The sequence below is a fragment of the Francisella sp. 19X1-34 genome (assembly GCF_041102755.1).
Lineage (GTDB): Bacteria > Pseudomonadota > Gammaproteobacteria > Francisellales > Francisellaceae > Francisella.
Map to the genome: position 1 here is coordinate 1 of NZ_JBGCTX010000019.1, position 13,554 is coordinate 13,554.

The following is a 13,554-nucleotide window of genomic DNA, read 5'->3' on the forward strand; positions in this document are numbered from 1 at the left end:
TCAGTTTATTATTTCTCCAATTAAAATCAATAATTATAAATATTTAGACATGAAGTAATTATCGAACTGAGGTTATAACTAATGTATTTTTCATTCTTACAAATCCTAAACTTATAATAAATAACATAGTAATTATATGACCTATATGGAGATAGCTACAAATATTTTAGAGCAACAATATTTATAATACTTAGAACAAATCTAATAACAGGTTATAAGAGGATTAATTATTTGATAAGAACTCTTCAGCTGTAACAACTTTAGAGATGTGAGCCAAACTCTCAAGACTCTTATTATGGCCCTCTTCAGTTCCGGCATTACATGCATCTGAAATAACTGTGACATTATAATCTCTATCATGTAATTCCCTTACTGAAGATTCAATAACATGCTCAGTAGATACACCAAAAACTATAATGTTCTCAATCTTGTTAGCTCTTAAAATAGCTTCACAGTCTGTAGCATATACAAAACTAATTCTATGCTTTGTGATTACGATATCATGATCTTGTACATCTACATCTTTATGAAAATCGGTAGCCCATGTACCAAGCTGAAGAACTTTATACTCAGGTGCTTGGCCAAAGATAGGCGAGTTTCTTGGACACTCATGATAATCTTTACTAAAACCTACTTTAACGTGAGCTACTTTAACATCATTTTTACGAGCCCATGCTATAACCTTATTAGCATTTTCGATTGTATGACAGTTTTTAACTCTCTCTGCGTTAAATGCACCAAAAGCACCCTTCTCATCAACTATCTCATTAATAAAATCAGCTGCTATAACTATTGTATTACTCATTTTAATGTCTCCTTTATTTATATTATTTTTTAACTTACAATTTACTTTAATATGATATAGCACAACCAACTAAAGTAAAATGATTTAAACTTACATTAATGTAAGTCATACTAACAAAACCAAATAACTAAATCTGATTTTACTTTTTCTTAATGACTGATAATATACTTGCTCCACAGACTATAAATATCCCCAGAACTTCAACTAAAGTTAAGCTCTTATTATAAATATATGCATCCATCACAGCAGCCACAACTACTGAAAAATACATACCTGGGGCTACAAAAGATGGATCGACTGTATATTTAAATGCTTTAACTCTAAAAAGCTGAGCACTTACACCAAATATTACAGTACCAATACCAGACCAGACCAATGACACACTAGAAAAACCATTACTAACGCTCTCAAATGTAATATGAGTAAATGGCAACCCAATGAGCATAAGAATACTTATAAAAGTAAATATCCATAAATTCATTGTAAACAGATTCTCTTTCTGACTAGCTGTATGTAATACAACTTGAGAGCCTGCATTTAAGACACCTGCCACTAAAGCACTTAATGCCCACAGGTCCGCATGCCCTCCTGATTTACTTCCTAAAATTAAATAGATCCCGATAAAGCTTATTACTAACAGCACCCAGGTCCCTACACTAACCTTAACCTTAAGGAAAATCCATCTAATTATAGGTATAAATAAGGGACTAGTATTAAATAACAATATAGGCAATAACAATGATGAACTATGTAAGCCTAAAAATAAAAAATATTGCGCAGTAACACTAAGAATAACTCTAATAAAAATAGGCTTCCATTTAAGAGGACGAATCCTATCAAATGATGAGATACTAACTATCCACCACATTAAAGCCGCACTTCCAACAAAATATACAATCATCACTGCATATATTGGACAGGTAGACATCATAAATTTAGTACTATATCCTGATAAAGTAATAGCTGTTGCTGATACAAGCATCAATGACATAGCATAGGTATCTCGAAATAATTTCATTACATATCTCATAACCAATAAAACAATACCTAAATAATAGACTAAACCCATATAAAGTAAAACGACTTAAACTTACTTAAATGTAAGCTTACATTACAATAAAAGCATAATAATCAATAAATAGCTATATTTGTATATAATAAATACTTACATCAAAGCGATATACAAAGCCATGCTCATTATTTCTTTTAATTAGATTTTTTAATTATTGATAATATACTACAAGCACAGATCATCAAAATTCCACATGCTTCAAGAAAACTAATTGATGCTCCATAAAAAACGATATCAAGAATAGCTGCAACCACCACTGAAAAGTACATCCCAGGAGCAACTAAGGATGGGTCTGCTGTATATTTATAAGCTTTAACTCTATAAACTTGAACACTAACATTAAGTATCACCGCTAGAATAATCCATATAATTATAGGTTGAATTGAAATATTTACTAAATCATTTACTCCAGAATAGATTATTATAAATGGTAAAAGCACTAACAAAATTAATGATATAAGTGTATATATCCAAAGAGTCATTATAAAAGGGTCTTCTTTCTCGCTTGCCTTATGTAGTATGACTTGCGATGCAGCATTAAAAACCCCTGAAAAAAGAGCACATAATACATATATATTGACATTACTACTAGTACCAACACCAAGAATCAAATAAACTCCTACAAAACTAATACCTATACAAATAAGATTAAAATAACTAATGTTTTTTCTTAAAAAAATAAACCGTATAAAAGGTACAAATAATGGATTAGTATTATACAACAATACTGTAAGTAGTAACGAACCTTTGCTTAGACTTATAAAAAAAAATGTTTGCGAGGATGAAAGTAAAATTACTCTCATAAGTATAGGTTTCCATGTGGTGGGAATAATTTTAATATCTGTAAAAGAAGAAACGCTTACAATCCACCACATAAGAATGCTTGCTCCAACAAAACAAATTAGCATAGTTATATAAATCCCATCTGCTAAAAGCAAATATTTTCTAGCAAAAGATCCAAATGCAACAAAACTTGCCGACAGTAGTATTAATGATAAACTTAGAGTATTATTTATTGACTTCATAATTAGTATTTCTACTTACATAATTCAGAATGAAATAATAATAACTGCTACAAATATGTATGTAAAACAAGTTACTCTTACCTTACATGTTAACTTTTCTTACATCTAAAGTACTTAAAGACATAATCAACAAAGATACCAAAAATATTAAATGTTATATTAAAATATTGCATCAATATTCAAAAAGACTTATGCTTAAGTAAAAGTAAGTATCTCTTACACGACTATGATAAAAAGAAATGATTTACCTCCTTTAAACTCTTTACCTGTATTTGTTGCGGTCATGAAAACTCAAAGCTATACAAAAGCGGCCGAACAGCTATATATGACCCACTCAGCAGTAAGCCAATCAATAAAAAAGTTAGAAACATATTTTGATAAGAAACTTTTTCTAACACAAAAACGCAGACTTGTAATTACAGATCTAGCAAAGCAATATTACTCAAGAATAGATCCATTAATAACTGAAATATACCAATCAACAAATCTTTTTAAAGAGCAACATATAAATAAAGTATCAATTAACTGTGTTGCAACTCTATGTGCAAATTGGCTAATCCCTAGATTTGATAATATTGTTGAAGCATTTAAAGATATAGATATACAATTTATAACTAAAGGTAGAAGAGTTAACTTTGACCATGATGATATCGATCTAAGTATTGAATACGGCTCAAATGAAGAGTTTATTGATAAAAATAAACAAAAACTGATTGATGGCGAGTTAGTTTTGATATCAAATAACAAACACGCTGGTAAAAGCCTTGAAGAAATTATTTCATCTCAAAAGCTTATTTTTGTCGATGATAAACTAAGATCTAGTGACTATCTAGAATGGCTTAAACATAATGATATAACTGATATTCATAACAAAAAAATAGCCTTAAAAAACTCTATACAAGCAATAAATGCATGCTCTTCGGGCATAGGTTTTTTTGTTACAGAAAAACTTTTAGTCAAAGATCTCATTAAAAATAATCTACTATATTTACCTGAACAAAAAAGTCTTCCTGCAAATAAATCCTACTATTTGTTATCTAGAGAACCTAACTCTAAAGCTTTTACAAAAATGAATGAACTACTAAACTCATTCTTAAATGAGTAATTTTACTTATAATTTGCGAGAAACTCTTCTCTAAAGCTTTCAAATCGACCCTCTTCTAAAGCATTACGAATATCTTTCATAAGGTTTTGATAAAAAGTTAGATTATGAATAGTGTTTAATCTTGAGCCTAAAATCTCTTTAGTTTTATCAAGATGATGTAAGTAACTTTTACTAAAGTTTTTACAAGTATAGCAGTTACAATTAGGGTCTAATGGTGAAGTATCTTCTTTATGCTTAGAATTTCTAATTTTAATAACACCTTCAGATGTAAAAATATGACCATTACGCGCATTTCGTGAAGGCATCACACAGTCAAACATATCTACACCACGATACACTGCTTCAACTAAATCTTTTGGAGTTCCTACTCCCATTAAGTATCTTGGCTTATCTTCTGGCATTTGATGAGCTGTATGATCTAGTATTCTAATCATATCATCTTTTGGTTCTCCTACAGATAACCCTCCAATAGCAAAACCATCAAAATCAATCTCTTTTAATGCTTTCAAAGACTCATCTCTTAGATGCTCATACATCCCGCCTTGTATAATACCAAATAACGCTGAAGGATTATCTCCATGAGCATCTTTTGATCTTTTTGCCCAACGCATTGATAGCTCCATAGAATCTTTCGCTTCTTTCTCAGTTGCTGGATATGGAGTACACTCATCAAAACACATCACAATATCAGAACCCAAATCTCTTTGAACCTGCATTGATATTTCTGGTGATAAAAACACTTTTGAGCCATTAATTGGTGATTTAAAAGTCACACCCTCTTCAGTAAGCTTACGCATCTTACCTAAACTAAATACTTGAAATCCCCCTGAGTCAGTCAAAATAGGCTTATCCCAACCATTAAAACCATGTAAAGAACCATGTTTTTTAATAATATCTGTACCAGGGCGTAACCATAGATGAAAAGTATTACCTAAGATAATATCAGCCCCCATCTCTTTTAACTCTACTGGAGATAATGACTTCACTGCTCCATAAGTACCCACAGGCATAAATGCTGGCGTTTGGATATCGCCTCTAGGAAAACTTATTTTTCCTCTTCTTGCTTTACCTTCTTTTTTAATTAAATCGAATTTCATTACAGTCATAAAATCAAACCTTTTGATATAAAAATTGACAAATATGTTTTTTTAAGCTATCAATCCTATAATAAAGCAACAAAAATAGCTAGCCAAGATATTGCCTAGATAGTATTATAATAATTTGTTTAGAAATTTTTTAAAAAAGAAATAAAAGGAATATTCATGATCTCTTTAAATTTTGGTGTTCTAATATTTGCATATTTATTAGGTTCGATAAATAGTGCAATTATAGTTTGTTATACTTTTAGACTACCTTCACCAAGAAGTGTTGGCTCTGGTAATCCTGGTACAACTAATGTATTAAGAATAGGAGGTAAAGTTCCTGCAGTTATTACATTAGTTTTTGATATTTTAAAAGGTTTAATTCCAGTAGTTATTGCAAAAATCCTAACTGGAAATGATTTTATAACAGCTTGTACTGCTTTGTATGCAATTCTTGGTCATGTTTTTCCAATATTTTTTGGCTTTAAAGGTGGCAAAGGTGTTGCAACACTTATAGGCACACTATTTGGCTTTAGTTGGATATTAGGTTTCATATTTGTAATCACATGGTTATGTGTAGCTGTAATAACTCGCTACTCTTCATTATCAGCATTATTGGCTACTGTTATAGCAAGTTTATCTGTAATATTTACATCAGACTTTCAAACGGCTGCTCCTTTTTTAATCATAGCTATTATTATACTTGTTAAGCATAAAGGTAATATTCAAAGATTAATTAGTGGTCAAGAAAGTAAAATAGGTGATAAGGCTAAAGCAAAATGATACAAATTAAAAATCTAAAAAAAGAATACTATACTAACAATATTAGTAACCTTGTTCTTGATAATATTAATCTTGAAATAAAGCAAGGTGAAATATTTGGTATAATTGGTCATAGTGGTGCCGGAAAAAGCTCACTATTAAGATGCTTAAATTTACTTGAGCAACCAACAGATGGCTCAATATTTATAGCAGATGAAAATATAACTAAGAAAAACCCAAAGCAACTTAGAGAATTTCGTAGAAAAGTCTCTATGATATTTCAACATTTCAACTTATTATCATCAAGAAATGTCTATGAAAATATTGCTTTACCTCTTGAAATCCAAGGCATACCTAAAGCTGAAATAAAGAAAAGAGTTCACGAGCTTTTAGAGCTTGTTGAGTTACCAAACAAAGCCACAGCATACCCTAAAGAGCTTAGTGGTGGTCAAAAACAGAAAGTAGCTATTGCTAGGGCTCTTGCTCTTGATCCTTTAGTACTATTATCTGATGAAGCAACCTCTGCATTAGATCCTACTTCAACAAAGCAGATATTAGCACTACTTAAAAGATTAAATAAAGAACTAGGTTTAACTATTGTTCTTATCACTCATGAGATGGATGTTGTAAGAAGAATCTGTGATAGAGTTGCTATTATTGATAAAGGCCGTATTGCTGAAATGGGCAAAACTCTTGATATTTTCCTAGATCCCCAAACAGCTGTAACAAAATCTTTTGTTGAAACAAGCATTCATACAAAAGTGCCTGACTTTATGGCTAAAAAACTTCATGACAACCCTTACAACAATGACCACACATATCCTGTTGTGCAGTTAACTTTTTATGGCGATAAAGGTAAAATGCCAATTATAGCTGAGATATCTCGTCAATTTAATGCTACAGCAAGTATTATCCAAGCTAATATCGAAACTATTCAAGAGCAAATAGTTGGTATTGCAATTTGTCATATAACAGGAGAGCGTAAAGATTGGGAAAACGCTCTAAGATTTCTTTCAAACCAAGATGTTAATTTAAAGGTATTAGGCTATGCAACAGCAGACAATATTTAGTTTACATGAGTTTAACCAGATAGCTATATCTACTTGGGAAACTATTTTTATGGTTTTCATTGCCACTTTAGTAGCTGTTATAGGTGGTATATTATTAGGTATTTTATTGTATATTACTAAGGACAATAAAAACATTTTAGTTAAAAGTTTTAATAAAGGCTTTAGTGCAGTAATTAATATAACTAGAAGTATTCCATACATTATCTTACTTATTCTACTATATCCTTTAACAAAGTTAATCGTTGGTACAACTATTGGCACAACAGCTTCAATAGTTCCCCTTGCTATAGCTGCTTTACCTTTTTATGCTCGTTTAACAGAATCAGCATTAAGAGAGGTAGATCATGGCTTAATCGAGGCTGCCAAAGCCATGGGGGCAACTAGGAACCAAATCATTTTCAAAGTTTTATTACCAGAATCTAAAAACCTGCTTATCGATGCAGCATCTTTGACTTGTATTTCATTGATAGGTTTCTCTGCTATGGCAGGTATTGTTGGTGGTGGAGGTCTTGGTGACCTAACTTACTTCAAGGGATACAACTATGGTAACTACACATTATTACTTGGTGGTGTAGTAATGCTAGTTATACTAGTACAAATAACACAATCTTTTGGTAATTACTTACTAGCAGCAAAGAAATTAACATCTCTTTGGATTGTCACAGTTATTCTATTGATAGCTAGTGGTACTCAACTATATATCAATGCGTCAGCTGCTATAAATCCAAATCAGATAACTATTGGTTATATTACTAGCCCTCCTCAAGATAAAATTATGCAAGAAAGTAAAAAGATTGCCAAAGAAAAATATGGACTTGATGTTAAGCTAGTTTCATTTGGAGACTATAATCTTCCAAACAGAGCTCTAAACGATAACCAACTTCAAGCAAACGTTTTTCAACATATACCTTTCTTAGAAAATCAAAATAAGAAATTTGGTTATCATATTGTATCTATTGGAAAAACTTTCCTTTATCCAATGGGTATATATTCAAAAAAATATAAGCATCTTGATCAAGTTCCTAATGGTGCCACTGTTGCTATACCTAATGATCCAACTAATCAAGGACGTGCGCTTATGATCCTAGAAGATGCCGGATTGATTAAGCTTAAAAAAGGAGTAACTTGGAAGGCTACTCCAGATAGCATAATTAGCAATCCTAAGCATCTTAAAATCGTTGCTCTACAAGCGGATCAGATTCCTAATAACTTAGGGGTTGTAGCCCTAGGTGTTATAAATAATGATTATCTATCAAAAGCAGGACTTACTCACAAAGATGCTTTATTTGTAGAACCAACAGATTCACCATTTACTAACATTATCGCAGTAAATGCAGACCAAAAAAATAACCCAAAACTTAAAGAGTATGTAAAAGCATACCAAAGCCCTGCTGTCAAAAAAGTAGGTGAAGAAGTATATCCTAATGGTGCTGCAATCGCTGGCTGGTAAAAATTAAAGAATTATTATTTTATTATCTTATACTTATATGTTTTAATTACTCCTAAGTTAGAAAATAAAAAACCTATTTGTGACAACAAGTATAAACAAGCAAATTGGATGTGTTTTTTTAATAATCGGTACATCTTTAGGTGGTGGTATTCTTGCAATACCGATGATTCTTTCATATTTTGGTATTATTATTGGCTGCATAGTAATGTTTCTAATGTGGCTTTTAATGACATACTCAACTCTAGCTGTAGCAGAAGCTTGCTTACATTTTGAAAAAGGCATTAGCTATTTAGGACTTGCCCATAAGCTTTTTAAAAAGCCTGGTATTATTTTAGTATATATTTGTGCTTTTGGTATACTTTATGGCATGCTCGCAGCTTACATATCTGCTATAGGAGCATCTTTTGAAAGCCTATTAGATATTAATTATATAATCATAGAAATAGGTTTTGTTATTATCTTTGGAGGCTTTATTCTAAAAGGTACTGGACATGCAGAATGGTTAAATAGAGTATTTTTAACTTTAAAGCTTATAATTATCTTATTTACAATTATCCAACTATTTAAATCTCTACAGTTAGTAAATCTAGACAAATATGATTTTAGTAATTTTAAAGAACTAATTATTGCACTACCAATATTAGCAACAACATTCTCAGCACATATAATAGTGCCTACAGTAGTAAATTACGTAGGACCTCATGCAAAAGATATTAGAAGAATTATTATAGTAGCTTCACTGATGATTCTATTAATCTATATCTGCTGGATTATAGCTATCTTTGGTAATATTGCTATTTATGGTGATAAAAACAGCTTTGCAACCATTCTTAGTGGCTCTTTGAGTAATCAAGATAGCGTGACACAGCTTATTTATATACTTAAAGCGAATATTAAATCTCCTGAAATAATAACATTAATATACGGCTTTATATCAATATCTGTAACTACAGCATTTATTACCCTTTCTTTAGCTTTAAAAGATTTAATTTTAGATAGGTTTAAGATGAATAGCCTTTCAAAAATAAATAAAAACATACTTCTTGGCTTTTTACTTTTTATTTTACCAATTGTTCTAAATTATTACTTTAAACAACTATTTTTAATTGCACTTTCTGTTGTAGGACTTTTCTCATTAATTATGCTTGTTTCTTGCCCTTTAAATATGGTTAGAATTTTACGTAACAAAAACTACAAGCTTATATACTCTTCTATGAAAAATAAGACCCTCAATATAGTTGTTCTAACTATCGCAATAGTTATTATAATATTTCAAATTATAAGTTATATCTTATAAGATATTCTTTTTAGTTAAAGAAAAATATAAAATATCAATTTATATAAACACAAAGGTTAAGGTGATAAAAATGCAACACTCTCAAGGATTCCTAAAAAAAGTAAATGAAGCAAAAGCTAAAATACAAGAATGCACTGTTGATGATATCTATAAGATGAATCAAAACAACTCTCTTGATGGTATTTTGATAGATACTCGTGAAGAGTCTGAGTTTGCAAATGGCTATATTCCAAATGCAATCCATATAAGTAAAGGAATTATCGAAAGTGCTATTGAATCAGCGATACCAAATAAAAATCAAAAAATGTATTTTTATTGTGGTGGCGGTTTTCGTTCAGCTTTAGTTGCTGAGACGTTAAAGGAAATGGGATATGAAAATGTAGTATCAGTTGATGGTGGCTGGAGAGCATGGAATGTAAAAGGTTATCCAACTAACTCACCAAATGACGCTAGACCAGTAGAGTTTTTAAAACTCGTAAATAATGCCAAGTCTCAAATCAAAGAATGTTCAGCTAGTGATTTATTTAATAAAATAAACTCAGACAACCTTGATGGTATAATTCTTGATGTTAGAGAAGACTCTGAATTTAATAGATTCCATATTCAAGGAGCGACGCATCTAAGCAAAGGACAGATTGAAGTTAAAATTGAAAACCTAGTACCAAACAAAGATCAAAAAATGTATTTATATTGTGGTGGTGGTTTTCGTTCAGCTTTAGCAGCTCTTAGCCTACAACAAATGGGCTATACATATGTTATTTCTGTTGCCGGTGGTATGCAAGGCTGGTTAAATAATAACTACCCTATTACACAAGGTTAAAACTATGTTTAGAATAGGCCATGGTTATGATGTCCATAAATTCACAGATCAAAAGCAAAATATCATTATTGGTGGCATAGAAATACCTTATCATTTAGGCTTAGAAGCTCATTCTGATGGCGATGTACTTATTCATGCATTATGTGATGCTATACTTGGTGCTTTAGGGCTTGGAGATATTGGAAGACACTTCCCTGATACTGACAGCCAGTATAAGAATACTGATAGTAAGTTTTTTTTAGCCGAAATAAAAAAAATGCTAGATAAAAAAAACTATCATATTGGCAATATCGACTGCACAATAATTGCTCAAGCTCCAAAAATGTTACCTCATATCGAAAATATGAAATCTTGTCTCGCCAATATCTTAGATCTAGAAATCAAGCAAATAAATATCAAAGCTACTACCACTGAAAAATTAGGCTTTGTTGGTAGAAAAGAAGGTATAGCTACTCATGCAGTTTGTTTGATTTATAAAAATAAATAAAAGGAAAGTATTCCTATGAACAAAGCTCTTACAAAAATTATAGTTTCTTTAATACTTGGAATAGGTATATCTTTATCAGGATATTTTGTTGCTTCAAGTATTAGACATTTTCATGACTATAGCAAATTTATTTCGGTTAAGGGATTGTCTGAGAAAAATGTTACTGCTAACAACGCCGTTTGGACTATTAGTTATAGCGTCAACTCATCTTCGATAAAAAATCTTTATACTGAGCTTCAAAAGTCACAAAATATAATCAAAGATTTTGTAACAAGTAACGGTATATCAACTACTGCAATAACATACGGAGCAATCAACACAAGTAAAAACCAAAATGAGAAAACAAATCTCTATCAGTTCAATGCTTATGGAACAATAACTGTAGTTACAAATAAGATTGATAGTGTTAAAAAATTATCACAAAAGACATTATCTATGATCTCAAAAGGTGTAATAATTACTGATAGTAATGTTGCTTATAACTATACTATTTTGAATACTATAAAACCTGCCATGCTCACAGACGCTATAAAAAATGCTAAAATTGCAGCTGAAAATTTTGCCACTAACTCTAATGTAAAACTAGGCTCTTTAAAAGATGCAACACAAGGCTTATTTACAATCAAAAATAGAGATAATAGCTATGGAAACTCTGATAGTCAAAAAACTATTCGAGTTGTAGTAAATGCTAAATATCTTATAGATGAGTAGTAGAGATTAGATAAGTGATAAAATCTAAGTAATTTTTATTTTGTATGTATACTAATCAATACATCTTCATTAAGTCTTCTTCTTAACTCTCTCTATTTAGAAATAAACTTATCCATTAAAATTTTAAATTTTTCAAAATCTGCATCAAGTTCAGTATGACTGTGGAATCTTGTCCTATGTTTAAGACAATTTTTCTAGATATTCAATAACTTCTGGAACCTCTGCCTGACAGCATAAGATAGCCATATCATTATCTTCAAGCTTATCAAGAATATATTTAACTCCTTCAAGCTCGCCATGAGAAACATATGTATTAGATATATCAAAGCCTTTGTCATCTAAATCTTTACGGATTAACAGAGGTAACTCCATTGGTTCAGCACCACGCAAATATAACTCTGTTTCTTTTAAAACAATAAAGTCAATATTATGTTTTAAAATCACATCATTAATACCTGGTATTAAATATTTCCGATCTCCAGTAGTACCTATCATTAGATAAGTTTTACCACCTTTATCATACGCTTTCATCATATTCAATAAGGCATCCATACCTGCTTCGTTATGAGCATAATCAACAACAGCAACTTTATTATCCCACTCAAAGATATTTGCTCGACCTCGATTTACTTTAGTATCATTAGTATAACTTTTAAGAGCCTTAGCAACTATCTCTAAATCAATACCTAATTTAAATGACAAACAAATAGCAATCATAGCATTTTCTATATTATGCTTAGCAAACCCTCTAACTGTCAATGGAGCATCTGCTACTGGTATAATGGTTGTTTTTGAATCACCATTAACCCAAACAAAATTACCATTCTCAACAATACAAGCATAGTCAGCTTTTGCTAAATAATACTTCATGTCATGATCTTGAGGATTCTGAGTAACTACTATCTTGTCACAATCAAGAGTATCAAATCTTTCTTTCATATATGAGTTATCAAGATTAATAATTGCATGAGAACCTTTACCCATAGTACGAAAAACTATAGATTTAGCCTCAGCAAGCTCTGCAACTGTTTCAATACCATCTTCACCTAAGTGATCAGCAGATACATTTGTTACAGCCGCCGCATTTACAAAAGTCTCAATTAATCCTCTTTTTAGTAGCCCTCCTCTAGCAGATTCTAATAACGCCACTTCTACTTTCTTATTTGTTAAAACAAACTGATGTCCAGTTGGTCCAGAGTAATCACCCTCGTCAATTAGTTCATCATTTACCTTAACCCAATCAGTAGAAGTATAGCCTGTGACTTTACCTGCTATTCGACAAATATAATCAGTAAGTCTTACTGTGGTAGTTTTACCATTAGTACCTGTAACTATTACAGCTGGTATATCATATATATCTTGCCATCTAATATAATCTATTGAATCTTTAGTTAAATCAAATTCATAACAACCAGTCCCAGACCCTATAAAAGCTTTATCCTTATCTCTAAAGGCATTAAATCCTTTTGACTTAGCAAGTTCATATAACTTTCGATATGTTAAATTCTTATCTTCATCAATTGCTGGAATAAGCTCTTTTTTAGCTTCTTCAATAGATTTAAACTCACCAGTTTCAAAGCCTTCTCGAGCAGACAGCCATGCAAAATCTATTACATCACAAGCAGGCATTGTTATATCAACAGGAGCAATAAAAGCAAATCTAACACCATTATTAAAAAACTTATGTGTTATCTTAATTTGCTCCCATCCTAAAACTGGTAAAAACTTTTCTGCTTCTTGATAGAATAACTTAGTTAGCTCTTCTCTATTCTCAACTAAAGGAACATCTAAAACAGTTCCAGTTTCTTTAAAAAATAGATTAGGTCCTACAAGCCTACGTGAATAACCTTCAGGAATCATATTATATT

General features: G+C 31.0%; 13 protein-coding genes. 8 read left to right on the plus strand and 5 right to left on the minus strand.

Annotated features, from left to right (window positions below):
- Nucleotides 1–223 precede the first annotated feature (223 nt).
- From AB8E56_RS04310 to AB8E56_RS04320, 3 genes are all read right to left on the minus strand, one after another.
- Nucleotides 224–805 (minus strand): isochorismatase family cysteine hydrolase, encoded by a 582-nt coding sequence (locus AB8E56_RS04310; RefSeq protein ID WP_329478337.1) that lies wholly within the window; start codon nucleotides 803–805, stop codon nucleotides 224–226.
- 139 nt (nucleotides 806–944) lie between these two features.
- Nucleotides 945–1,823: a DMT family transporter gene (locus AB8E56_RS04315; RefSeq protein ID WP_329478340.1), complete on the minus strand. Its 879-nt coding sequence runs from the start codon at nucleotides 1,821–1,823 to the stop codon at nucleotides 945–947.
- A 188-nt stretch (nucleotides 1,824–2,011) separates the two neighbouring features.
- Complete coding sequence (locus tag AB8E56_RS04320; protein ID WP_329478342.1) at nucleotides 2,012–2,902, minus strand: DMT family transporter; 891 nt, start codon at nucleotides 2,900–2,902, stop codon at nucleotides 2,012–2,014.
- A gap of 226 nt (nucleotides 2,903–3,128) precedes the next feature.
- On the opposite strand from AB8E56_RS04320, the gene AB8E56_RS04325 reads away from it, so the two are divergent.
- Nucleotides 3,129–4,007 (plus strand): LysR family transcriptional regulator, encoded by an 879-nt coding sequence (locus tag AB8E56_RS04325; RefSeq protein WP_329478344.1) that lies wholly within the window; start codon nucleotides 3,129–3,131, stop codon nucleotides 4,005–4,007.
- Between the two features lie 2 nt (nucleotides 4,008–4,009).
- Here the strand turns inward: AB8E56_RS04325 and tgt are convergent, their stop codons facing one another.
- Entirely contained in the window at nucleotides 4,010–5,113 is a 1,104-nt protein-coding gene (tgt, locus tag AB8E56_RS04330; RefSeq protein WP_329478347.1) for a tRNA guanosine(34) transglycosylase Tgt, read from the minus strand.
- Between the two features lie 156 nt (nucleotides 5,114–5,269).
- Here tgt and plsY point away from each other — a divergent pair, with 156 nt between their 5' ends.
- The 7 genes from plsY to AB8E56_RS04365 all read left to right on the plus strand — a co-directional run bounded on the left by plsY (nucleotide 5,270) and on the right by AB8E56_RS04365 (nucleotide 11,686).
- Entirely contained in the window at nucleotides 5,270–5,872 is a 603-nt protein-coding gene (plsY, locus tag AB8E56_RS04335) for a glycerol-3-phosphate 1-O-acyltransferase PlsY (RefSeq protein WP_329478349.1), read from the plus strand.
- Complete coding sequence (locus AB8E56_RS04340; RefSeq protein WP_329478351.1) at nucleotides 5,869–6,921, plus strand: ATP-binding cassette domain-containing protein; 1,053 nt, start codon at nucleotides 5,869–5,871, stop codon at nucleotides 6,919–6,921. Before plsY ends, AB8E56_RS04340 begins: the two co-directional genes overlap by 4 nt.
- Nucleotides 6,899–8,371, plus strand: coding sequence for a MetQ/NlpA family ABC transporter substrate-binding protein (locus AB8E56_RS04345; protein ID WP_329478354.1), 1,473 nt, complete (start codon nucleotides 6,899–6,901; stop codon nucleotides 8,369–8,371). The genes AB8E56_RS04340 and AB8E56_RS04345 overlap by 23 nt, the downstream gene beginning before the upstream one ends.
- A 79-nt stretch (nucleotides 8,372–8,450) precedes the next feature.
- Nucleotides 8,451–9,668: an aromatic amino acid transport family protein gene (locus AB8E56_RS04350; protein ID WP_329478357.1), complete on the plus strand. Its 1,218-nt coding sequence runs from the start codon at nucleotides 8,451–8,453 to the stop codon at nucleotides 9,666–9,668.
- A 70-nt stretch (nucleotides 9,669–9,738) separates the two neighbouring features.
- Nucleotides 9,739–10,488: a rhodanese-like domain-containing protein gene (locus AB8E56_RS04355; protein WP_329478359.1), complete on the plus strand. Its 750-nt coding sequence runs from the start codon at nucleotides 9,739–9,741 to the stop codon at nucleotides 10,486–10,488.
- 4 nt (nucleotides 10,489–10,492) lie between these two features.
- On the plus strand, nucleotides 10,493–10,975 hold the full coding sequence (ispF, locus tag AB8E56_RS04360) for a 2-C-methyl-D-erythritol 2,4-cyclodiphosphate synthase (RefSeq protein ID WP_329478361.1): 483 nt from the start codon (nucleotides 10,493–10,495) through the stop codon (nucleotides 10,973–10,975).
- A gap of 15 nt (nucleotides 10,976–10,990) precedes the next feature.
- Nucleotides 10,991–11,686: an SIMPL domain-containing protein gene (locus tag AB8E56_RS04365; protein ID WP_329478363.1), complete on the plus strand. Its 696-nt coding sequence runs from the start codon at nucleotides 10,991–10,993 to the stop codon at nucleotides 11,684–11,686.
- Between the two features lie 180 nt (nucleotides 11,687–11,866).
- On the opposite strand, the gene AB8E56_RS04370 is transcribed toward AB8E56_RS04365, so the two are convergent.
- Entirely contained in the window at nucleotides 11,867–13,546 is a 1,680-nt protein-coding gene (locus AB8E56_RS04370) for a Mur ligase family protein (RefSeq protein WP_329478406.1), read from the minus strand.
- Between the last annotated feature and the right edge of the window lie 8 nt (nucleotides 13,547–13,554).

What these genes read in the sequence shown, in the direction of transcription:
- AB8E56_RS04355 (WP_329478359.1), top strand. Translation starts at nt 9,739, where the DNA reads ATGCAACACTCTCAAGGATTCCTAAAAAAAGTAAATGAAGCAAAAGCT.
- AB8E56_RS04310 (WP_329478337.1), bottom strand. Translation starts at nt 805, where the DNA reads ATGAGTAATACAATAGTTATAGCAGCTGATTTTATTAATGAGATAGTT.
- AB8E56_RS04340 (WP_329478351.1), top strand. Translation starts at nt 5,869, where the DNA reads ATGATACAAATTAAAAATCTAAAAAAAGAATACTATACTAACAATATT.
- plsY (WP_329478349.1), top strand. Translation starts at nt 5,270, where the DNA reads ATGATCTCTTTAAATTTTGGTGTTCTAATATTTGCATATTTATTAGGT.
- AB8E56_RS04315 (WP_329478340.1), bottom strand. Translation starts at nt 1,823, where the DNA reads ATGAAATTATTTCGAGATACCTATGCTATGTCATTGATGCTTGTATCA.
- ispF (WP_329478361.1), top strand. Translation starts at nt 10,493, where the DNA reads ATGTTTAGAATAGGCCATGGTTATGATGTCCATAAATTCACAGATCAA.
- AB8E56_RS04370 (WP_329478406.1), bottom strand. Translation starts at nt 13,546, where the DNA reads ATGATTCCTGAAGGTTATTCACGTAGGCTTGTAGGACCTAATCTATTT.
- AB8E56_RS04345 (WP_329478354.1), top strand. Translation starts at nt 6,899, where the DNA reads ATGCAACAGCAGACAATATTTAGTTTACATGAGTTTAACCAGATAGCT.
- AB8E56_RS04320 (WP_329478342.1), bottom strand. Translation starts at nt 2,902, where the DNA reads ATGAAGTCAATAAATAATACTCTAAGTTTATCATTAATACTACTGTCG.
- AB8E56_RS04325 (WP_329478344.1), top strand. Translation starts at nt 3,129, where the DNA reads ATGATAAAAAGAAATGATTTACCTCCTTTAAACTCTTTACCTGTATTT.
- AB8E56_RS04365 (WP_329478363.1), top strand. Translation starts at nt 10,991, where the DNA reads ATGAACAAAGCTCTTACAAAAATTATAGTTTCTTTAATACTTGGAATA.
- tgt (WP_329478347.1), bottom strand. Translation starts at nt 5,113, where the DNA reads ATGACTGTAATGAAATTCGATTTAATTAAAAAAGAAGGTAAAGCAAGA.